Annotated in this window: 21 protein-coding genes; 16 read left to right on the top strand and 5 right to left on the bottom strand. The window is 62.1% G+C overall.

The window, feature by feature from the left end:
• Positions 1 to 318: 318 nt before the first annotated feature.
• Positions 319 to 1494, top strand: coding sequence for a porin (locus AC3CCE_RS28235; protein ID WP_023743754.1), 1176 nt, complete (start codon positions 319 to 321; stop codon positions 1492 to 1494).
• A 76-nt stretch (positions 1495 to 1570) separates the two neighbouring features.
• Here the strand turns inward: AC3CCE_RS28235 and AC3CCE_RS28230 are convergent, their stop codons facing one another.
• Positions 1571 to 1753, bottom strand: a complete 183-nt coding sequence (locus AC3CCE_RS28230; RefSeq protein ID WP_352512340.1) for a hypothetical protein — start codon at positions 1751 to 1753, stop codon at positions 1571 to 1573.
• On the opposite strand from AC3CCE_RS28230, the gene AC3CCE_RS28225 reads away from it, so the two are divergent.
• From AC3CCE_RS28225 to AC3CCE_RS28180, 10 genes are all read left to right on the top strand, one after another.
• Positions 1752 to 2864 carry a pyridoxal phosphate-dependent aminotransferase gene (locus AC3CCE_RS28225; protein ID WP_023832462.1) on the top strand — a complete coding sequence of 371 codons (1113 nt, stop codon included), beginning with the start codon at positions 1752 to 1754 and terminating at the stop codon, positions 2862 to 2864. The genes AC3CCE_RS28230 and AC3CCE_RS28225 overlap by 2 nt on opposite strands.
• Positions 2865 to 3020: 156 nt before the next feature.
• Positions 3021 to 3305 (top strand): acylphosphatase, encoded by a 285-nt coding sequence (locus tag AC3CCE_RS28220; protein ID WP_352625975.1) that lies wholly within the window; start codon positions 3021 to 3023, stop codon positions 3303 to 3305.
• A gap of 69 nt (positions 3306 to 3374) precedes the next feature.
• Positions 3375 to 4019 (top strand): TetR/AcrR family transcriptional regulator, encoded by a 645-nt coding sequence (locus AC3CCE_RS28215; RefSeq protein ID WP_352512344.1) that lies wholly within the window; start codon positions 3375 to 3377, stop codon positions 4017 to 4019.
• Positions 3988 to 5151, top strand: a complete 1164-nt coding sequence (locus AC3CCE_RS28210) for an isovaleryl-CoA dehydrogenase (protein WP_352625974.1) — start codon at positions 3988 to 3990, stop codon at positions 5149 to 5151. Before AC3CCE_RS28215 ends, AC3CCE_RS28210 begins: the two co-directional genes overlap by 32 nt.
• 9 nt (positions 5152 to 5160) lie before the next feature.
• Complete coding sequence (locus tag AC3CCE_RS28205) at positions 5161 to 6066, top strand: hypothetical protein (RefSeq protein WP_155922473.1); 906 nt, start codon at positions 5161 to 5163, stop codon at positions 6064 to 6066.
• Positions 6067 to 6074: 8 nt separating this feature from the next.
• Positions 6075 to 7682 carry a carboxyl transferase domain-containing protein gene (locus AC3CCE_RS28200; RefSeq protein WP_023834423.1) on the top strand — a complete coding sequence of 536 codons (1608 nt, stop codon included), beginning with the start codon at positions 6075 to 6077 and terminating at the stop codon, positions 7680 to 7682.
• Positions 7683 to 8213, top strand: a complete 531-nt coding sequence (locus AC3CCE_RS28195; protein ID WP_023670208.1) for an O-acetyl-ADP-ribose deacetylase — start codon at positions 7683 to 7685, stop codon at positions 8211 to 8213.
• Positions 8214 to 8333: 120 nt separating this feature from the next.
• Positions 8334 to 8708 carry a hypothetical protein gene (locus AC3CCE_RS28190; protein WP_352625973.1) on the top strand — a complete coding sequence of 125 codons (375 nt, stop codon included), beginning with the start codon at positions 8334 to 8336 and terminating at the stop codon, positions 8706 to 8708.
• Positions 8709 to 8753: 45 nt separating this feature from the next.
• A complete protein-coding gene (locus AC3CCE_RS28185; protein ID WP_023684512.1) occupies positions 8754 to 9131 on the top strand; it encodes a hypothetical protein in 378 nt (125 codons plus the stop codon).
• 49 nt (positions 9132 to 9180) lie between these two features.
• Complete coding sequence (locus tag AC3CCE_RS28180; RefSeq protein WP_352625972.1) at positions 9181 to 11139, top strand: acetyl/propionyl/methylcrotonyl-CoA carboxylase subunit alpha; 1959 nt, start codon at positions 9181 to 9183, stop codon at positions 11137 to 11139.
• A 66-nt stretch (positions 11140 to 11205) separates the two neighbouring features.
• On the opposite strand, the gene AC3CCE_RS28175 is transcribed toward AC3CCE_RS28180, so the two are convergent.
• Together AC3CCE_RS28175 and AC3CCE_RS28170 are read right to left on the bottom strand one after the other, a co-directional pair.
• Complete coding sequence (locus AC3CCE_RS28175; RefSeq protein ID WP_023687260.1) at positions 11206 to 12327, bottom strand: ABC transporter substrate-binding protein; 1122 nt, start codon at positions 12325 to 12327, stop codon at positions 11206 to 11208.
• 386 nt (positions 12328 to 12713) lie between these two features.
• Complete coding sequence (locus AC3CCE_RS28170; protein ID WP_006199745.1) at positions 12714 to 12980, bottom strand: SEL1-like repeat protein; 267 nt, start codon at positions 12978 to 12980, stop codon at positions 12714 to 12716.
• 436 nt (positions 12981 to 13416) lie between these two features.
• On the opposite strand from AC3CCE_RS28170, the gene AC3CCE_RS28165 reads away from it, so the two are divergent.
• The 5 genes from AC3CCE_RS28165 to AC3CCE_RS28145 all read left to right on the top strand — a co-directional run bounded on the left by AC3CCE_RS28165 (position 13417) and on the right by AC3CCE_RS28145 (position 17263).
• A complete protein-coding gene (locus tag AC3CCE_RS28165) occupies positions 13417 to 13758 on the top strand; it encodes a DUF2147 domain-containing protein (RefSeq protein ID WP_023687258.1) in 342 nt (113 codons plus the stop codon).
• Between the two features lie 226 nt (positions 13759 to 13984).
• The gene (locus AC3CCE_RS28160; protein ID WP_023692826.1) at positions 13985 to 14137 is read left to right on the top strand and encodes a hypothetical protein; all 153 of its coding nucleotides are present in this window, start codon (positions 13985 to 13987) and stop codon (positions 14135 to 14137) included.
• Positions 14138 to 14176: 39 nt separating this feature from the next.
• Complete coding sequence (locus AC3CCE_RS28155) at positions 14177 to 14371, top strand: hypothetical protein (protein WP_023670200.1); 195 nt, start codon at positions 14177 to 14179, stop codon at positions 14369 to 14371.
• Positions 14372 to 14648: 277 nt separating this feature from the next.
• On the top strand, positions 14649 to 16109 hold the full coding sequence (locus AC3CCE_RS28150; RefSeq protein ID WP_023731828.1) for an AMP nucleosidase: 1461 nt from the start codon (positions 14649 to 14651) through the stop codon (positions 16107 to 16109).
• A gap of 140 nt (positions 16110 to 16249) precedes the next feature.
• Positions 16250 to 17263, top strand: coding sequence for an endonuclease/exonuclease/phosphatase family protein (locus tag AC3CCE_RS28145; RefSeq protein WP_156932609.1), 1014 nt, complete (start codon positions 16250 to 16252; stop codon positions 17261 to 17263).
• A 25-nt stretch (positions 17264 to 17288) separates the two neighbouring features.
• On the opposite strand, the gene AC3CCE_RS28140 is transcribed toward AC3CCE_RS28145, so the two are convergent.
• Together AC3CCE_RS28140 and AC3CCE_RS28135 are read right to left on the bottom strand one after the other, a co-directional pair.
• Positions 17289 to 18035 (bottom strand): DUF922 domain-containing protein, encoded by a 747-nt coding sequence (locus AC3CCE_RS28140; protein ID WP_348528043.1) that lies wholly within the window; start codon positions 18033 to 18035, stop codon positions 17289 to 17291.
• On the bottom strand, positions 18032 to 19711 hold the full coding sequence (locus tag AC3CCE_RS28135) for an electron transfer flavoprotein-ubiquinone oxidoreductase (protein ID WP_023715674.1): 1680 nt from the start codon (positions 19709 to 19711) through the stop codon (positions 18032 to 18034). The genes AC3CCE_RS28140 and AC3CCE_RS28135 overlap by 4 nt, the downstream gene beginning before the upstream one ends.
• Between the last annotated feature and the right edge of the window lie 23 nt (positions 19712 to 19734).

Below are 19734 nucleotides of genomic sequence, written 5' to 3'. Positions count from 1 at the left end.
GCAATTCTGGCCGGCCATCGCCGGATTCGGCCGCATTGCGCGGCGCTGGATAAGGCTTGCGGGCCCTTCGATAGTTAATGAGAGCTTTCTGACTGAGGCCAAATCGTGTCATTTGTGCAACAACGCATGGGGATAGCGCCCGCATAGCCCTTTCGCCGGTACGATCGTGGTTGAACGCCGCCGCCTCATGGGTAATGTCGATTTCGAAGGAGCGGCGCGGTGCGCATCTTTTTCGGTAGTGGGGATGGGGCAGGGAACGCTGTCCTTCAGCAAAGAATACCCAGACCCGTTTTTTAACTTTTGACTGGAGGTCAGAAAATGAACATTAAGAGCCTTCTCCTCGGCTCCGCTGCGGCCCTGATCGCAGTTTCCGGTGCGCGTGCCGCCGACGCCGTCGTCGTCGCCGAGCCGGAACCGGCTGAATACGTCAAGATTTGCGACGTCTACGGCGCCGGCTACTTCTACATTCCCGGCACCGAAACCTGCCTGCGCATCGGCGGCTATGTCCGTTACGACATCGGTGCCGGCGACGTGGGTTCGTTCGATGGTGCGAGGTCCTTCGACCATAAGGATGGCGACGAGCAGGATACCTTCTACAAGAACGCCCGTTTCACGCTGAAGACCTGGACCGGCCAGGAAACCGAACTCGGCACCTTGAAGACCTACACCGAGACCCGCTTCAACTTCGGCAACCGCAACGGCTACCCCTCGGCAGACGATCCGACGACCGAAGCAGACGAGTTCAACTCCAACCCTGCCGGCAACAAGAACGTTTCGCTGAACTTCGCCTGGATCCAGCTCGGTGGCCTGCGCGTCGGTAAGGACGAATCGGCCTTCGACACGTTCATCGGCTACGCCGGCAACGTCCTCCAGGATACGCTCGTTCCCTACGGCGATTTCGATACCAACGTCGTCCAGTACTACTTCGATGCGGGCAACGGCTTCTCGGCCGTGGTCTCTCTCGAAGAAGGCTCCGGAACCGTTGGCACCATCGACAGCTACGTTCCGCATGTCGTCGGCGGCGTGAAGTACACGCAGGGCTGGGGCGCCATCACCGGCGTCGTCGCTTATGACAGCAACTACGAAGAAGTCGCCGGCAAAGTTCGTTTGGACATCACCCCGATGCAGAACCTGTCGCTCTTCATCATGGGCGGCTACGGCACCGACGACAATTTGACGGACTCGAGCTATGCGATCGACGCTGGCGGCCGCGGCTTCTACAAGCAGTGGGGCGGCAACTGGGCTTTCTGGGGTGGTGGCACCTACACCATCAACGAGAAGACCTCGTTCAATGCTCAGGTCTCGTATGACGAATGGAAGAACCTCGGCGTCGCTGCGAACATCGCCTACGACGTTGTTCCCGGCTTCACGGTCACGGCCGAAGTCGACTACCTCAACGCAGGCAAGTTCGACGACGCCAACTTCTCCAACTTCACCAACGCCGACAAGAAGAGCAGCATTGGCGGTCTCCTCCGCTTCCAGCGCTCGTTCTAACCGGCAGAGCCTGGCTGAAAATCGAACCCGGCGGGCAACCGCCGGGTTTTTCTTTTTGAAGCATCCGTCGCCATAGTCATTGGCTGCAGTGCTGGCCTTCAAAAGGCTGCCGCCTACCGGCGGTCAGGCCGTAGAGCGTGGCCACCCGCGCCGATTTCATCACGGGCGTCATGGCCACTATTTCCAGCCGCGCCAGAACTTGCGCCGTCCTATCGGGCACGCTAGCAAGAAGGCCCATCTTCTCGTGAGCCTTTGCCATGCGCCAGCGCCCTGCCCTCACGCCGCTTGTCGGCGCGCTTCCCTCGACGGTGCCGTTTGTCGGACCGGAAGCGCAGGAGCGCGAGCGCGGACGTGCTTTTCGCGCCCGCATCGGCGCCAATGAAAGCAGCTTCGGGCCTTCGCCGCGCGTTATCGCCCGTATGGAGCGCGTCGCGCGTGACCAATGGATGTATTGCGATCCCGACAATTACGATCTGAAGCAGGCTGCGGCCCGCCATCTCGGCGTCGGCGCCGAAAACGTCGTGGTCGGCGAAGGCATAGACGGGCTGCTCAGCCTGGTGGCGCGCATGTATGTCGCGCCGGGCGACGCAGTGGTCACCTCGCTCGGCGCCTATCCGACCTTCAACTTCCACATTGCCGGCGTCGGCGGCCGGCTGGTCACGGTGCCTTACGAGAACGACAAGGAAAGCCTGGACGGCCTGCTCAAGGCAGTCATCAAGGAGAAGGCGCCGCTGGTCTATCTCTCCAATCCGGACAATCCGATGGGCAGCTGGTGGGAAGCAGGAGATATCACCCGCTTCGTCGAAGCGTTGCCGGAAACCACCATGCTGGTGCTCGACGAGGCCTATGGCGAATTGGGGCCGGCCTCGGCGCTGCCGCCGATCGATGTCGCGCGGCCCAACGTCATCCGCATGCGCACCTTCTCCAAGGCATACGGGCTGGCCGGCATACGCTGCGGCTACGCGGTGGCCGAGGCTGAGGTGATCCGCGATTTCGAGAAGATCCGCAACCATTACGGCGTCAGCCGCATGGCGCAGATCGCCGGCGTCGAGGCGCTGGCCGACCAGGACTGGCTGCACAGCGTGGTGGCGCGAGTTGCTGCCGGCCGCACACGTATAGCCGGGATTGCGGAGACGAACGGGCTGAAGCCGCTGCCATCGGCGACCAATTTCGTCACCATCGACTGCGGCCAGGACGGCGCCTTCGCGCTGAAAGTGCTGCAAAACCTTTTGTCGCGCGACGTTTTCATCCGCAAGCCGATGGCGCCAAGGCTCGAACGTTGCATAAGGGTCAGCGTCGGCCTCGATCATGAACTCGACATCTTTGCCGAGGAACTGCCCGGCGCACTCGCCGCTGCGCGGGGAAACTAGCCCCGCCAATTGCCATCGCAACAGAGCCTGCCGAGGCCGCCAAGGCCAAAACAGAATCAGCCGCGACCCCGACTCCGTCGATCCAGCAGCAATCCGACACTCAAGCCTGTTGCTTTCGTCCGATTCCGCGCCAGTTTCTGTGCATGGGAGGCAACGATGGATAACCGGCAAAGGGCAGTGCAGGCGCGTGTGCATGGCAAGGTGCAAGGCGTCGGCTACCGGATGTGGGCGCGAGGCGAAGCGACAGGGCTTGGCCTCGTAGGTTGGGTACGCAATGAACGAGACGGCACCGTGACGGCCTGGATTGCCGGTGCCGATGCTGCGGTTTCCACAATGATCGAACAGCTCCGGCAAGAGCCAAGGGGAGCTTCGGTTTCGAAGGTGGAGACCGAGGAATTCGAACTCCTCGACGCGCCCATCGACTTTCGGATCATCGTCTAGACGGAACCACTTTATTGCCGCTTGAATTAATTGAACGTTCGTTTTATTACTAGGTATCGGGAGACGTTCATGGCACGCACAACGGGATCCGACGGCGAAAAAACTGAAGCGGCCGTCCGGGAGGCTGCGGTCAGCCTGATCGCCCGCTTCGGCTACGAGGCAATGTCGATGCGGCAGCTTGCCGCCGAGGTCGGCGTCCAGGCCGCCGCGCTCTACCGCTATTTTCCGACCAAGGAAGACCTGCTGTTCACGCTGATGCGCGAACATATGGAAGGGCTGATCGAAGCGTGGGACGCCGCACGCCCCGACGCTGCCGATCCGGCAACGCGGCTTGCCGCCTATGTCGAAAACCACATCGCTTTCCACATCGAGCGCCGCCACTCCACCCATGTCTCGAACATGGAATTGCGCAGCCTGTCGCATGACCGGCTGACGCAGATACTGCGCATGCGCACCGCCTATGAGAAGGAGTTGCGCGCCATCCTGCGCGACGGCGCGGAGGCCGGCGCCTTCAGTGTCGATGACACGGGGCTCACTGCCATGGCCCTGATCCAGATGATGACCGGCGTCATCGTCTGGTTCCGGCCGGGCGAGCGGCTGTCGATGGCTAAAGTCACGGCGACATATCTTTCAATGACAATGCGCCTGGTTGGCGCGAAGATCGAAATCGGGGAGGAACGGCATGTACACGAACACACTCAGCTTCGGGCATGACGAGGACATCGAGGCGCTGCGCGATCTGGTGCGCCGCTTTGCCCAGGAGAAAATAGCGCCGATCGCTGCCGAGATCGACCGCAGCAATCAATTCCCCACGCATCTGTGGAAAGAGCTCGGCGCGCTCGGCCTTCTCGGCATCACCGCCGATCCCGATTTCGGCGGCAGCGGCATGGGCTATCTTGCCCACGTCATTGCGGTGGAAGAGATTTCGCGCGCCTCGGCCTCGGTTGGTCTCTCCTACGGCGCCCATTCGAACCTCTGCGTCAACCAGATCAACCGCTGGGCGACGCCGGCGCAGAAGGAGAAATTCCTGCCGGCATTGTGCTCGGGCGAAAGGGCAGGTGCGCTGGCCATGTCGGAATCGGGCGCCGGCTCCGACGTCGTCTCGCTCAAGCTGCGCGCCGAAAAGCGCAACGACCGCTATGTGCTCAACGGCTCGAAAATGTGGATCACCAACGGCCCCGACGCCGAAACGCTGGTGGTCTACGCCAAGACCGATCCGGAGCGGAAATCGCGCGGCATCACCGCCTTCATCGTCGAAAAGACCATGGCCGGCTTCTCGGCATCGCCAAAGCTCGACAAGCTCGGCATGCGCGGCTCCAACACCGGCGAACTGGTGTTCGACAATGTCGAGGTGCCCTATGACAATGTGCTGCATGAGGAGGGCCGCGGCGTCGAGGTCCTGATGTCGGGCCTCGACTACGAGCGCACCGTGCTCGCCGGCGGCCCGCTCGGGCTCATGGCGGCCTGTCTCGACGTGGCGATCCCCTATGTGCATGAGCGCAAGCAGTTCGGCCAGCCGATCGGCGAGTTCCAGCTCGTGCAGGGTAAACTTGCCGATATGTATTCGACGACGAATGCCGCGCGCGCTTACGTTTATGCTGTCGCGGCTGCCTGCGATCGCGGCCAGACGACACGCAAGGATGCCGCCGGCTGCGTGCTGTTTGCCGCCGAAAAAGCGACGCTGATGGCGCTCGACGCCATCCAGCTGCTTGGCGGCAACGGCTATACCAACGAGTATCCGACCGGCCGGCTGTTGCGCGACGCCAAGCTCTACGAGATCGGCGCCGGGACCAGCGAAATCCGCCGCTGGCTGATCGGGCGCGAGATCATGGCGGAAGGGGTGTGAGCGATTTCAATGCCTGGTTTGCCAAAATACCTTGGAGTATTAGCACGGACTATCGTCGCATTGATCCCATTGTCGGGATTTGCGAATGCCGCCTCTTCAGATATGCCGCAATTTCGAGACGTTGCAGCACTGCGGGTTGAAGTCATTTCCCGCCTGAAGGCTGACAGCCGAGTCAAGCAAGCAATTCCCAACCCCGCCGATCCGGCGCGTCTTGACGTAACCAGGGTCGGTTCTACCGGCAAGGATATTCATCTTCAGGTGGACGTTACGAACCTGCTAGGCCGCATTCGCGACCTGCCGGCGGGAGAGGCGGAAACCGAAATCGAACGTTTTCTAACCACGCTCGTGCTCAGCGATAGCGAAAGCGGCTTCCAGGCCGATCTACTGATTGCCAACATTCGACCGCGCGAACATCTCGACGCTTTCAAAGGCGATGGCACAGAGCCCGACAAAGGACCGGCGTTTGAAACCTTGGCGGGTGACGTCGTGATCCTTTACCAGATCGACAATGAGGACTCGCTCGCCAGCGTCCGGCTTGACGATGTTGGAGACCGCTCACTCGCACAGCTTCGCCAGCTTGCTCTGGAAAACATCAACAAGCAGATTACGAAGGTCAAGCAGGAGCGTATCCTCGACGGGATATCGATCTTCACCGTCGAAGGGGATGAGGCCATCTCACCCGCTCTCCTCCTGACCGAAAAATTCTGGGCCACGCTTGGACCGCAATTCCCCAACGGCGTTTTCATAGCCATTCCAAAACGCGATGCCATCGTCGTTGTAGACAAGCGGCTTCCCAATGCGGTTCAGTTTGCTCGCTCATTTATCGACAAGGTTTTCAAGACCGAACCTGATCTTCTCTCCGAGTACATTTTCGAGCGCCGTGACGGCAAGCTGCAAGTCGTGGCAGAGCAATAGGAACCGATGTGGCCGTACTCCAAACCCAGATCTCGCCCTCCTCCGAAACCTACCTCGCCAATGCCGAGCGCATGCGGGCGCTGGTTGCCGACATTGCGGACAAGGCGGCAACCGTCGAGCGCGGTGGCTCGGAGGAGGCGCGCGAGCGTCATGTTTCGCGCGGCAAGCTGTTGCCGCGCGAGCGGCTGGCGCAGTTGCTCGACACCGGCTCGCCTTTCCTCGAGATCGGCCAGTTCGCGGCATGGTCCATGTATGGCGAGGAGATTTCCTCGGCCGGCCTCATCGCCGGCGTCGGCCGTGTCGAAGGCACCGAGGTGATGGTCGTGGTCAACGACGCCACGGTGAAGGGCGGCACCTATTATCCGCTCACGGTGAAGAAGCATTTGCGCGCACAGGAGATCGCGCTGCAAAACAATCTGCCTTGCGTCTATCTGGTCGACAGCGGCGGCGCCAACCTGCCCAATCAGGACGAGGTGTTTCCCGATCGCGAGCATTTCGGCCGCATCTTCTACAACCAGGCCAACATGTCGGCGGCCGGCATTCCGCAGATCGCCTGCGTCATGGGCTCATGTACTGCGGGCGGCGCCTATGTGCCGGCAATGTCGGACGAGACGATCATGGTGCGCAACCAGGCGACCATTTTTCTCGGCGGCCCGCCGCTGGTGAAGGCGGCTACGGGCGAAGATGTCAGCGCCGAGGAGCTTGGCGGCGCCGACGTGCACACCAGGCTGTCCGGTGTCGCCGACCACTATGCGCTGGACGACGAACATGCGCTGGCCATCTGCCGGCGCATCGTCAAAAACCTCAACCGGCGCAAGACTGTAAGCTTGACCTTACAGAAACCCATGCCGCCGCTTCATGACGCGCAGGAACTCTACGGCATCGTGCCGACGGATCTGCGCCAGCCCTATGATGTGCGCGAGGTGATCGCGCGCGTCGTCGACGGCTCCGAGTTCGACGAGTTCAAGCAGAATTACGGCACCACGCTGGTCACCGGCTTTGCCCATCTTCAGGGCATGCCGGTCGGCATCATCGCCAACAATGGCGTGCTGTTTTCCGAAAGTGCTGTGAAGGGCGCGCATTTCATCGAACTGTGCTGCCAGCGCAAGATCCCGCTGATCTTCCTGCAGAACATCACCGGCTTCATGGTCGGGCGAAAGTACGAGGCCGGCGGCATCGCCAAGGACGGCGCCAAGCTGGTGATGGCGGTTGCCACCGCCAAGGTGCCGAAGGTGACGATGATCATCGGCGGGTCGTTCGGCGCCGGCAATTACGGCATGTGCGGCCGCGCCTACTCGCCGCGCTTCCTGTGGATGTGGCCGAACGCGCGCATTTCGGTGATGGGCGGCGAACAGGCGGCGACCGTGCTGGCGGTGGTCAAGCGCGAGGGCATCGAGCGCAAGGGCGGTGAGTGGAGCGCGGACGAGGAAGCGAAATTCAAGAAGCCGATCCTGATGAAATACGAGCATGAGGGCCACCCGCTCTACTCCTCGGCGCGGCTGTGGGACGACGGCATCATCGATCCGGGGAAAACGCGCGAAGTGCTCGCGCTCAGCCTTTCGGCCGCGCTCAACGCCGACATCGAAGAAACGAAGTTCGGCGTGTTCAGGATGTAGATGAGCAAGTTCGGCGAACGGATACATGTCCACACCGGCGACATCACCAGGCTTGCGGTCGATGCCATCGTCAACGCCGCCAATTCCTCGCTGCTGGGCGGCGGCGGCGTCGACGGCGCCATTCACCGCGCCGCAGGCCCGGAGCTCGAATTCGAATGCCGGATGCTGAACGGCTGCAAGGTCGGCGAAGCAAAGCTTACCAAGGGCTATCACCTGCCGGCACGTTACATCATCCACACGGTCGGACCTGTCTGGCAAGGCGGCGGCAAAGGCGAAGCCGGGCTGCTCGCCTCCTGCTATATCAGGTCGCTCGAAATCGCCGCCGCCAGGGATTGCCGGACCGTGGCATTTCCGGCGATCTCCACCGGCATCTACCGTTATCCGAAAAATGAGGCGACGCAGATTGCCGTTGGCATCGCAGGTACCTTCGTCGGACAGAACTCAACGCCCGAAACAGTTATTTTCTGCTGCTTCGACGAGCCAACAGCTCAACTATACCGACAAGCCGTTGCTGCCATTGAAGGATGCTAGTCTGCATGGATAAGATGGTTCATCCACCTACGCAAAAGAAATTTTCGGTGAGCAGGCTGGCGGCACTGGAGAATAGACGCTATTGTTCATCCCGCATTGGGCAACGGGGATGGGGTAAAGATGAGGCCGAAATATTCGGGAAAAACGACTGCGCCGGTACTTGCAGTCTTGCTTATATTTGCGGTACCCGGCGTTGGCGCCGCGGCATCGCTGGCGGGAAGCAAAGGCGACATCCATTTCTATCCGTATTTGCCGAAAAGCCCGAAAGACCAGTGCACCATGGCTTACAACGCCTATGTGGCCGCCGGCGGCCATTCGGCCTATGCGACCACGCCCTATGCCCGGATCCGTTCGTTGTACATCATCTGCGGCTCGGGCTTGAATGCACCGTCACAGAAGGCTGCCGAAGAACGGGCGATGAAATCCTGCGAGTCCGCCCGCAGCCATTACAAGGTCATTACAGGGGCGGGCTGCGAAGTTGCGGCATCGAAGTAGGCCGACAAGCATCGGCTTGGGCATTTTTCAAATGGGCGGCGCAAGATGAAATCGACACGCATCAAACGAATTACTGTATCGATGCTTGCCGGCCTGCTCGTATTTACGGCACCCGGTATCGGAGCGGCTGGATCGCTGGCGGGCAGCAAGGGAGACACCCGATTCTGGCCTCCGTTGTCACTGAATCCAAAGGAGCCCTGCACGAAGTCGTACAACGCCTATGTCGCGGCGAGTGGCCACTCGGCCTACGCGACCACATTCTACTCGCGCGTCGACGATCTTTACATCATCTGCGGTGCGCGGCTGAACGCGCCATCTCAGAAGGCCGCGGAAGAGTTGGCGTTGCGAAGCTGTCAGGTTGGCCTGAAAAAGTGGAAGGTTCAGACCGCGAGCGGCGGCTGCAAAATCGCGGCTTCGAAATAGGCTCATTCCTGCCAGACCGGCGCCGCCCGAGACAAACCCGGGAGGCTCCATGTTCGCCAAGATCCTGATCGCCAATCGCGGCGAGATCGCCTGCCGGGTGATCCGCACCGCACGTAGGCTCGGTGTGCGCACGGTTGCCGTCTATTCCGACGCGGATTCCGAGGCTCTGCATGTCGAGATGGCCGACGAGGCGGTGCATATCGGTCCCTCGCCCGTCGGCGAAAGCTATCTGCGCGGCGACAGGATTGTTGCGGCGGCGCTGGCGACCGGCGCCGAGGCCATCCATCCCGGCTACGGCTTTCTCTCGGAAAACCCTGATTTCGTCGACCAGGTGGTGGCGGCGGGATTGATTTTCATCGGCCCGTCGGCTGCCTCGGTCCGCGCCATGGGTCTGAAGGACGCGGCCAAGCGGCTGATGGAAAAGGCCGGCGTGCCGGTGGTGCCGGGCTATCATGGCGAGGCGCAGGAGATCGTGCTGCTGGCGTCCAAGGCGCGTGAGATCGGCTATCCCGTGCTGATCAAGGCGCGCGCCGGCGGAGGCGGCAAGGGCATGCGCCGGGTCGAACATCCCGACGATTTCTCCGAGGCGCTGTCGGGCGCACGACGCGAGGCCAAGGCCGCGTTCGGCGACGACCGCGTGCTGGTCGAAAAATATGTCGACAAGCCGCGCCACATCGAGGTCCAGGTGTTCGGCGACAATTTTGGCAATGCCGTGCATCTCTACGAGCGCGACTGCTCCGCGCAGCGCCGCCACCAGAAGGTGATCGAGGAAGCGCCGGCGCCCGGCATGACGCCGGCGCTGCGCGAGGCGATGACGGAAGCGGCGGTCAAGGCCGCCAAGGCGATCAGCTATTCCGGCGCCGGGACCATCGAATTCATCGTCGATGCCTCGCAAGGGCTGAAGGCCGACCGCTTCTGGTTCATGGAAATGAACACCCGCCTGCAGGTCGAGCATCCCGTCTCCGAAATGGTCACCGGCACCGACCTAGTCGAGTGGCAGTTGCGGGTAGCCGCCGGCGAAAAGCTGCCGAAGACGCAGAGCGAAATCACGCTTTCCGGCCACGCCTTCGAGGCGCGTATCTATGCCGAGGACGCGGCGAAAGGGTTTCTGCCGGCGACCGGCACGCTGCATCACCTGGCGTTTCCCGACAACGCGCCCGAAGGCGCCAGCATGCGCATCGAGACCGGCGTGCGGGCCGGCGATGCGATCTCGCCCTTCTACGATCCGATGATCGCCAAGCTGGTTGTCCACGCCAAGGACAGGCAGGCGGCGCTCGATGCGCTCGGGACTGCGTTGTCGCAGACCGAGATTGCCGGCTCGACCGTCAACACCGCCTTTCTCGCGGCACTTGCCGCGAACGCCGATTTTTCGGCCGGCGACGTCGATACCGGCCTGATCGGCAGGCATCAGGAAGCGCTGACCGCGGTCGCCCCGCCGCGCAGCGAGATCGTTGCCGCGGCGGCCCTTGCCGCGGCGGGCGCCGGTGCCTTGCCGTCGAACGATCCGTGGTCGTCGCTTGCCGGCTATGCGCATTTCCACAGCATTGCGCGCCGCACGCGCCTGCGGCATGGCGAGGACGATATACTGGCGCGTGTTTCAGTGCGGCCGGACGGGCGCTTCGAGGTGGCGCTGGACGCGCCCTATGACAGCGTCAATTCGCATGATCTTCGCGCCGCCCCTCGCCTTGCCCGCTGGCCAGGCCACGTCACCGTCTTCGAAGGCGCGGTCGGCTACAGTTTCTTCGTCCCGGATCCGCTGGCGCGCACCGACGAGGCGGCCGCCGCTTCGGGCAGCCTGCGCGCGCCGATGCCGGGCCTGGTCAAGCTGGTGCGCGCGGCAAAGGGCGAAAGGGTGATCAAGGGCCAGCCGCTACTGATCCTGGAAGCGATGAAGATGGAGCACACGATCGCGGCCAGCCATGACGGCGTGATCGCCGAGATCGCCACCGAGGGCGCGCAGGTCACCGACGGAACGGTGCTGGTGCGCTTCGTTGAAGAGGCTGCATAGCCGGCTGGAGGCTTGAATGAAAAATGGCCGGGACAAGCCCGGCCATTGCCATGAGTACGCGGCCGCTTACTGCGCGATCGGTGCGTATTTGCCGTCGTGCCACTGGTTGATGTCGTAGCTGGCGTTCTTCAGATCGCCCTTCTCGTCGAAGGTCACGTCGCCGACCACGGTGCTGAACGGCGTGCCGTTCTTCAGCGCTTCGGCTACCTTGACCGGATCGTCCGTTCCGGCGCGCTTGACGCCCTCTGCAAACGCCTGAACGACGGCGTAGGAGAACAGCGTAAAGCCTTCCGGCACGAAGCCGCCCGCCTTGATCTTGGCGATGGCCTCCTTGGCTTCCGGCTTGGCCTGCGGGTCCGACGGGAAGACGAACAGGGTGCCTTCACCGGCGGGGCCGGCGACCTGCCAGAATTCCGGCGAGGCGATCGAGTCCGGCATGATCAGCTGGAACTTGACGCTCTGCTCGGCCGACTGACGCAGGATAAGCCCGGCTTCCGGGTGATAGCCGCCGAAATAGACAACGTCGGCCTTGAGGTCCTTCAGCTTGGTGACGAGAGCCGAATAATCCTTCTCGCCGGCATTGATGCCTTCATAGTCGATCTCCTTGAGGCCACCGGCATTCATCGTCGCCTTCACGGCATCGGCAACGCCCTGACCGTAGGCGCTCTTGTCATGCAGGATAACGACATTCTTGCCGGCATATTTCTTGGCGATCCACGGGCCGATGAAGGCGCCCTGCGCGTCGTCACGCGTATAGAGACGCATGATCGTCGGCCAGCCGGCCTTGGCGGCGGCATCGGTCAGCTCGGGATTTGAAGAGGCCGGGCTCATCATCAGCGCGCCGGCCTCGGCGTAGACGGCGGAAGCCGGGATGCTCGAACCTGAACAGGCATGGCCGTCAATAAACTTGACGCTGTTGGCAACGATCCGGTTGGCCACCGAAACCGCCTGCTTGGGATCGCACTGGTCGTCCTCGATGTCGAGCTTGATCATCGAGCCGTTGACACCGCCGGCGGCGTTGATCGCATCGGCGGCTGCCGTTGCGCCCTGCTTGAACTGATCGCCGATCGTGGCGAGCTGTCCGGTCATCGGGCCGACCACCGAAATGGTGATGTCATCGGCAAAGGCAACCGGCGCGCTCATCATCAGGCCAAATACGGCCGCGCTCAAAATACCCGTTTTTTTCATGGTGATAGAACTCCTCCCACACTCGCGCAGCCGCTCTGGCCGCGCTTCTTTCCGAAGGCGGGACAATTTCATCCTTCATTGGGCCTGTCTAGGCGCATCGGCGCCGCTCGATTGGGCCTCATCAACGCAAAAAGCCACGCCAGCCTGTTCCGGCCGGTCGTGGCTTTTTGCTCGTAGCAGTCCCCATGCGCCCCCGCGCCACGAAAACCTGCCCGCCGTCCCCATTGTGCACGACTGGACCGTGCCGGCCTGCCGCGTTCTTGTTCTTTCATGGTCGGCCGTCTTGTCGCGGCCTTGTCGTTTCACCGGTTCCGACCGTCTTTGCGGTCTTGATCCCGGGGCTTCCCTGTTTTCGATAATCTGCCTGCGATAATCTGCTCGCGATCTCAGTGCATCGTCATCCATTCGCGGGCTTCGCGCAGCGCCTTGGCGATCTCGACCTTGGACATTGCGGCCGACAGTTCCGAGCGCAGTTCCGCGGCGCGGACCGAGCCCTTGATGGCGGCGATGTTGAACCATTTGTGGGCGGCAACGACATCGGTCTCGCAATCGCGGCCGGTCGCATACATCATGCCCAGTTCGAAAAGAATGTCGGCCTGGGCAGTTGCCCCCATGGCGCCGAAGCCGGCTTCAAGCATTTCAAAACGTGCCATTTTAGTCCCCTGTCTGGCTCCCGAGAGCGGGCCTCTTCTGTCCCCCGGTGTTCCCTGGGGAGCCGCTCTTTCGATGCTTCCGAGAATGAGGCCGAGCCTTGAATCCGTCGTTAAATGGCGTGCTTAATTTGGAGAAAACAAAGCTAAAACAAGAGGTAAACGCGGAAATTCGTTAAGGATACAAAGTCAGCAATCCCGCCGTTTCTCGACCGATTTGACGAAAATTTGCAAGGCGCCGATCAACACTCTGCTAACCACGCGAACCAAAGCCAACGCCTCGATCGTTTATTTCCACGGGCTGCACTCTCCCGACCCCGCATGAAAATTGCGAAACCTTCCGTCGCGGCACGCTTTTGTTTTGCCGGGAGCTGGATTAGCTTACGTTTGCGTAAGGGGCAGAGAGGCGGCTGCCCCATCTAAACCAGGGAGGACAGATATGTTTCGCAAAGTGAGCTTGGCCCTGGCGGCCGCCGTGATGATGGCTGGTGCGGCTTGGGCCGATCCGATCGAAGGCAATTGGAAGACACAAGCCGGCGACACAGCAGTTATCGGCGGCAGCGGTTCATTCTCCATCACCCTGAAGACCGGCAAATATGCCGGGAAGACCATCGGTTCGCTCAAGGCGGCCGGGGCCAACAAATATGCCGGCAACATCACCGATCCGGCAAACGACAAGACCTATTCGGGCAAGGCAACACTGTCGGGCACCTCGCTCAAAATGAGCGGCTGCGTGCTCGGCGGGCTGATCTGCAAGAGCCAGACCTGGCACAAGCTCTGATCTTGCTGCTTTGAGTTGACCAACGGGGCCTTCACAGGCCCCGTTTTCTTTTGCAGGACGGTCCGCGCCATAGCGACGACCGTGCCGTTTGCGGCGGCGCAAACCCGAACCGACGCTCTCTCTAAGACCTCGTCAATCACTTTGAACCGCAGATGAACGTCGGCATCAGCGCCGGTTCAGTCGCATCAGGGCATTTTGATGGCGTGTTCAAGGAGACACTACGCAAATGCTCGCTCGCCGCTTCACCATCGTCTGCCTGTTGATGAGCCTGTTCGGGATGCTCTTCGCCATCCTCGTGGCCGAAGCCGGCCGCCCGGCCCGTTCCTGGGATGCAGCCAGTTCCTGCCAATTCGATTGCATGAACCATTTTCGCCCCTGAGACGACAAAGACATAGATCCAAACAGAAAAGCAAAAGCCATGAACCGCATCGCCATCAACGCCCTCCAGACCCTTCGGCTCCTGCCGCGGGCGGCGCTCGTCCTGGTCGTGCTGTCGGCGCCGGTCCTGGCCATGCCAATGATGCGGGCCAATGCCGACACGACGATCGACGCGCCGGCGACGAAGAAGCATGGCGTCGGCTTTGTCTTGCTGGTCAGTCTGCAGCGCGGGTAAGGTGTGCCGGTATTAAGGTGATGCCGGCCTGCAAGTGGCGGCCTTGGTGCTCACATGCTTCGAGTACGCTCCGCTCCGGTTCTCGAAGCCAACCAGTTTGGTCGCTTCGCGCCCGTCCTCGACTCCGGCTCAGCCTTACCTGAATCTCAGCACACCTTGGGCGTGGACGAATAAATCGACCACTTGGCGGCCACCCTCCCCTCCCAAGTGCGGCCTCAAGTCTCTATATTGAGCCATGGAAAAGCGAATCTACCCACAAGCTATCGAATCGGTCGTCATGCCGGAGCCTTTCGGCAAGCAGAGCTTCGACGACGCCAAAAAGGCCGTGGCCGCCTTGCAGGTGCTCTACGACCGCAACACCAAGTTTCTGCGCGACTCCTTTGCCACGCTTGCCGCCGGCGGCGACGAAAGCAAGCGCTACCGCGCCTTCTACCCGGAGATCGGCGTCACCACCAATTCGTTCACCCAGATCGACTCGCGCCAGGCCTACGGCCACATGCCGACCCCCGGGCATTTCTCGACCACCATCACCCAGCCGGTGCTGTTCGAACGCTATCTCGTAGAGCAGCTTCGCCTGATCATGCGCAATCACGGCGTGCCGGTAACGGTTTCGGAATCGACCACGCCGATCCCGCTGCATTTCGCGTTCCTTGAAGGAACCCATGTCGATGGCGCCGCCGCCGACCGCATCAAACGGCCGATCCGCGACCTGTTCGACGTGCCGGATCTCGACGGCACCGACGACCAGATCGCCAACGGTACCTTCGAGGTCGCGTTCGGCGAACCAAGGCCGCTGGCGCCGTTCACGGCGCAGCGCATCGACTATTCGCTGCACCGCATGACGCACTACACGGCGACCAGCCCGCAGCATTTCCAGAACTTCGTGCTGTTCACCAACTACCAGTTCTACATCGACGAGTTCGTCGCCCGAGCGCGGGCCCAGATGGCTGAAGGCGGCCACGGCTATACCGAATTCGTCGAACCGGGCAATGTCATCACCAAGGCAGGGCAAAACGCGCCCAGCGAAGGCGTGGCGGCGCCGCGCCTGCCTCAGATGCCAGCCTATCATCTGAAGAAGCCGAACCATGGCGGCATCACCATGGTCAACATCGGCGTCGGCCCGTCCAACGCCAAGACGATCACCGACCATGTCGCGGTGCTGCGGCCACATGCATGGCTGATGCTCGGCCATTGCGCCGGCCTGCGCAACACTCAGGCGCTGGGCGACTATGTGCTGGCGCATGCCTATGTCCGGGAAGACCATGTGCTGGACGATGACCTGCCGGTGTGGGTGCCGATACCGCCGCTGGCCGAGATCCAGGTGGCGCTGCAGGAGGCGGTCGCCGAAGTCACCGGACTTTCCGGCTATGATCTCAAGCGCATCATGCGCACCGGCACCGTCGCCACCATCGACAACCGCAACTGGGAACTGCGCGACCAGCGCGGACCGGTGCAGCGGCTGTCGCAGTCGCGCGCCATCGCGCTCGATATGGAATCGGCCACGATCGCCGCCAATGGCTTCCGCTTCCGCGTGCCCTACGGCACGCTGCTTTGCGTCTCCGACAAGCCGCTGCATGGCGAGTTGAAGCTGCCCGGCATGGCGACCGAATTCTACAAGCGGCAAGTGGCGCAGCATCTGACCATCGGCATCAAGGCGATGGAGAAGCTGGCGGAAATGCCGATGGAACGGTTGCATTCGCGCAAGCTGAGAAGCTTTTCGGAGACGGCCTTTCAGTAGACCGGCTTGCCGTAAATGTTTGCCGCGAGGCGTTTCGTCATCTTGATTGGGCCGCATTTCAGCCGATAAAGGCCTGATACCTCGGCAATGTATTACCCGGTCTATGGGCAAAACCCGGTCTGATGGCACGCGTGCGAAAGATGATGGCTTCAATGGCGTTCCTGGCAATGCTCGGCCTCTCGGCCGCGCTTGTAGCCGGGTTCTTTGGCGCACTGCATCCGGCCTTCGATTCCTTCGCCCATTTCCGCATCCATTTTGCCGTGCTGATGGGGCTGATTGCGCTGCCGCTGCTCGCCACCTCGTTTCGCCTGCAGGCGGGCGTGGGCCTGCTGCTGGCCGTGGCCGCCTTCGCCAGCACGTTGAGCGCCTTGCCGCGCCTGTGGCCGGTGCAGGCCGCCAATGACGCCGCGCCCGGCAACGAACCGGTCTACCGGCTGCTGCAGATGAACCTGCGTTTCAACAATCCGACACCCAAGAAGGTTCTTTCGCTGATCGCCAGGACCAACCCAGACGTGATCACGCTCGACGAAGTATCGGCCATGTGGGCGACCGAACTCGGCTATATCCAGAACGCCTATCCCTATCGCATCCTGTGCGCCCATCCCGACGGCGTGTGGGGCGTGGCGCTTTTGTCCCGGCGACCTTTTGCGGCCGGCACCGAGCCGCATTGCGAACCGCGCGGCGCGATGGCGGCCGCCACCATCGATTTCGGCGGCACTCCGGTCGATGTCGCGGCGATCCATTTGAGCTGGCCGTGGCCGAAGGAACAATACTGGCAGATCGGCGAGTTGACCGAGACGCTCACCTCGCTCGGCGAGACGGCGATCATGGCCGGCGACTGCAACGCCGTGCCGTGGAGCGCCGCGGTACGGCGCGTTGCCTCGCTCGGCGGACTGACCGTGATGCCGTCGGCCGGACCGACCTGGATCCACCGGACCCTGCCCGATTTCCTGCGGCGCTATGCGGGCCTGCCGATCGACCAGGTGTTTTCGAAGGGCGGGGTGACCATCCTGTCGTCGACGCAGATGGAAGAGACCGGCTCCGATCATCTGCCGGTGATGGTGGAATTTTCATTGATGCGCGACGAGACCAAGCCGGTCGACGAGGATTCTACCGCGACTGTGTCGCTGATCCAGCCCAGCATGGGCGGCTAGATCGTACGCCACGGGGCTTACGGTTTCACAAGCCTACCAAGGCCTCGATGATGCGCTCGACATGGCCGCCTTCACTGTGCTCGCGCGCGTCGAACGCGATCTGTTTTGCCTCATAGAGCTTGGAAGTGGCTTGCAAGCGCCGCGTGGCTTCGACGCGCGTTTTGTTGCATTGCGGATCGTTGGCAAATTTCAGGCCGCGAACCGACCGCTCGGCAGCCTGCATCATCTGCCCGGCGATACGGCCATGGGTTCCTTCATGAGCGAGAACGCCTGTGAAAAACCGGTTCCAGCGTTTGCGCAGCGCCGGCGTGATGGCCGAGGCGACGCGCGGGTAGGTGTAGGCGATGTTGAGCGTTCCATTGGCCTGGCGCAGGCGGCAGACGCCGTTGACCTGACCCACGTCCAGGCTCCAGTCGGCGGTGTAGCTTGTCTGCGCGATGGCGTGGGTCATGAAACCGTGCTTGGGGCCCCTGCGGTTCATGGCGATAACCAGACCGGCACCTGTCGTGCCGGTGATGTCATAGGTTCGCGTCTTGACGACGGTTTTCACCCCCGCCGACGCCGTCCCGACGACGCCGCAGGCCGCGCTTACGACGGCGACGCAAAACAAGACCAACACGCGCATGCCATTTTCCCCATGGACGCGGCAATGAGACCACAAGCAGACGACGGTTTCAACAATCTTTGGCGCCGAGCGCCTTACATGCCTTGGTAAACCCGGCCATCGCCGCCATTTTTGCTGGTTGAGACGGCCCCGGTCGGTGAGGCTCACATGCCCTGATAGACCGGGCCTTCGCCGCCTTGTGGCGGCACCCAGTTGATGTTCTGGTTGGGATCCTTGATGTCGCAGGTCTTGCAGTGCACGCAGTTCTGCGCGTTGATGACGAAACGCACATCCTTGTCAGACGGATCGGCGGCGGCGTTGCCGTCCTTGTCGACCCATTCGTAAACACCGGCCGGGCAATAGCGGGTCGAAGGCCCGGCAAAGACATCATGCTCGGAACGCTTCTGCAACTCCATGTCGCCGACGATGAGATGCACCGGCTCGTTTTCCTCGTGATTGGTGTTGGACAGGAACACCGAGGACAGGCGGTCGAAGGTCAGCACGCCGTCCGCTTTGGGATAGGCGATCTTCTTGTGCTTGGCCGCAGGCTCAAGCGTGGCATAATCGGCCTTGCCATGTTTCAGCGTGCCGAAGGGCGAGAAGCCGAACAGCGTGTTCAGCCACATGTCGAGACCGCCGAGGCCGACGCCGATAATGGTGCCGAAGCGCGACCAGAGCGGCTTGACGTTGCGGACCTTCTTCAAATCCTTGCCGATATCGGTCGCGCGCCAGGCGTCCTCATAAGAAGACAGCTCGTCATTGGCACGGCCGGCGCCGATCGCTTGCGCGACATGCTCGGCCGCCAGCATGCCGGACAGCACCGCATTGTGCGAACCCTTAATGCGCGGCACGTTGACGAAGCCCGCCGCACACCCCATCAGCACGCCGCCGGGGAAGGAGAGTTTCGGCACCGACTGCCAGCCGCCTTCGGTAATGGCGCGCGCGCCATAGCCGATGCGCTTGGCGCCCTCGAAGGTGCGCGATATCGCCGGATGCGTCTTGAACCGTTGGAATTCCTCGAAGGGCGACAGCCAGGGGTTCTTGTAGTTGAGATGCAGGACGAAGCCGACCGCGACCTGGTTGTCCTCGAGGTGGTAGAGGAAGGAGCCGCCGCCTGTCTTCAGGTCGAGCGGCCAGCCGAAGGAGTGCTGCACCAGGCCCGGCCGGTGGTTCTCGGGCTTGACCTGCCACAGCTCCTTGAGGCCGATGCCGTACTTGCCGGGCTCACGGCCGTCGGACAGTTTGTATTTTGCGATCAGCTGCTTGGACAGCGAACCGCGCGCGCCCTCGCCGATCAGCACGTATTTGCCCATCAGCGCCATGCCCGGCGCAAAGCCCGGGCCATGTGTGCCGTCTTTTTCGACGCCCATGTCGCCGGTGACGACGCCCGTGACCGCGCCGGCATCGTTGTAGACGAGGCTGGCGGCAGCAAAGCCCGGATAGATTTCGACGCCTAGCGCTTCAGCCTTGGTTGCCAGCCAGCGGCAGACATTGCCGAGCGAGACGATGTAGTTGCCGTGATTGTTCATCAGCGGCGGCATCAGTATATTGGGCAGACGGAACGAGCCGGCGGGGCCGAGCACCAGGAAATCGTCGGCCGTAACCGGCGTCTTGAAGGGGTGGCCATCTTCCTCGCGCCAGCCCGGCAACAGGCGGTCGACGCCTATGGGATCGACGACGGCGCCTGACAGAATGTGGGCACCAACCTCGCCGCCCTTTTCCAACACCACGACGGAAAGCTCGGGATTGACCTGCTTGAGACGGATCGCTGCGGCAAGGCCCGCCGGGCCGGCCCCGACGATGACCACGTCGAATTCCATGCTCTCGCGTTCGATCTCGCTCATCAACCCCTCCGCTCTGGCCAACC

This window comes from Mesorhizobium sp. P160187, assembly GCF_057766425.1.
Note: the sequence above shows the minus strand (reverse complement) of the source record. Positions and strands in the feature narration are given on the sequence as shown.

Excerpts from the sequence above, each read along its gene's own strand:
- AC3CCE_RS28205 (WP_155922473.1), top strand. The coding sequence starts at position 5,161 with ATGCCTGGTTTGCCAAAATACCTTGGAGTATTAGCACGGACTATCGTC.
- AC3CCE_RS28235 (WP_023743754.1), top strand. The coding sequence starts at position 319 with ATGAACATTAAGAGCCTTCTCCTCGGCTCCGCTGCGGCCCTGATCGCA.
- AC3CCE_RS28145 (WP_156932609.1), top strand. The coding sequence starts at position 16,250 with ATGATGGCTTCAATGGCGTTCCTGGCAATGCTCGGCCTCTCGGCCGCG.
- AC3CCE_RS28230 (WP_352512340.1), bottom strand. The coding sequence starts at position 1,753 with ATGGCAAAGGCTCACGAGAAGATGGGCCTTCTTGCTAGCGTGCCCGAT.
- AC3CCE_RS28175 (WP_023687260.1), bottom strand. The coding sequence starts at position 12,327 with ATGAAAAAAACGGGTATTTTGAGCGCGGCCGTATTTGGCCTGATGATG.
- AC3CCE_RS28170 (WP_006199745.1), bottom strand. The coding sequence starts at position 12,980 with ATGGCACGTTTTGAAATGCTTGAAGCCGGCTTCGGCGCCATGGGGGCA.
- AC3CCE_RS28180 (WP_352625972.1), top strand. The coding sequence starts at position 9,181 with ATGTTCGCCAAGATCCTGATCGCCAATCGCGGCGAGATCGCCTGCCGG.
- AC3CCE_RS28165 (WP_023687258.1), top strand. The coding sequence starts at position 13,417 with ATGTTTCGCAAAGTGAGCTTGGCCCTGGCGGCCGCCGTGATGATGGCT.
- AC3CCE_RS28195 (WP_023670208.1), top strand. The coding sequence starts at position 7,683 with ATGAGCAAGTTCGGCGAACGGATACATGTCCACACCGGCGACATCACC.
- AC3CCE_RS28225 (WP_023832462.1), top strand. The coding sequence starts at position 1,752 with ATGCGCCAGCGCCCTGCCCTCACGCCGCTTGTCGGCGCGCTTCCCTCG.
- AC3CCE_RS28190 (WP_352625973.1), top strand. The coding sequence starts at position 8,334 with ATGAGGCCGAAATATTCGGGAAAAACGACTGCGCCGGTACTTGCAGTC.
- AC3CCE_RS28215 (WP_352512344.1), top strand. The coding sequence starts at position 3,375 with ATGGCACGCACAACGGGATCCGACGGCGAAAAAACTGAAGCGGCCGTC.
- AC3CCE_RS28135 (WP_023715674.1), bottom strand. The coding sequence starts at position 19,711 with ATGAGCGAGATCGAACGCGAGAGCATGGAATTCGACGTGGTCATCGTC.
- AC3CCE_RS28185 (WP_023684512.1), top strand. The coding sequence starts at position 8,754 with ATGAAATCGACACGCATCAAACGAATTACTGTATCGATGCTTGCCGGC.
- AC3CCE_RS28150 (WP_023731828.1), top strand. The coding sequence starts at position 14,649 with ATGCCGGAGCCTTTCGGCAAGCAGAGCTTCGACGACGCCAAAAAGGCC.
- AC3CCE_RS28210 (WP_352625974.1), top strand. The coding sequence starts at position 3,988 with ATGTACACGAACACACTCAGCTTCGGGCATGACGAGGACATCGAGGCG.
- AC3CCE_RS28220 (WP_352625975.1), top strand. The coding sequence starts at position 3,021 with ATGGATAACCGGCAAAGGGCAGTGCAGGCGCGTGTGCATGGCAAGGTG.
- AC3CCE_RS28160 (WP_023692826.1), top strand. The coding sequence starts at position 13,985 with ATGCTCGCTCGCCGCTTCACCATCGTCTGCCTGTTGATGAGCCTGTTC.
- AC3CCE_RS28155 (WP_023670200.1), top strand. The coding sequence starts at position 14,177 with ATGAACCGCATCGCCATCAACGCCCTCCAGACCCTTCGGCTCCTGCCG.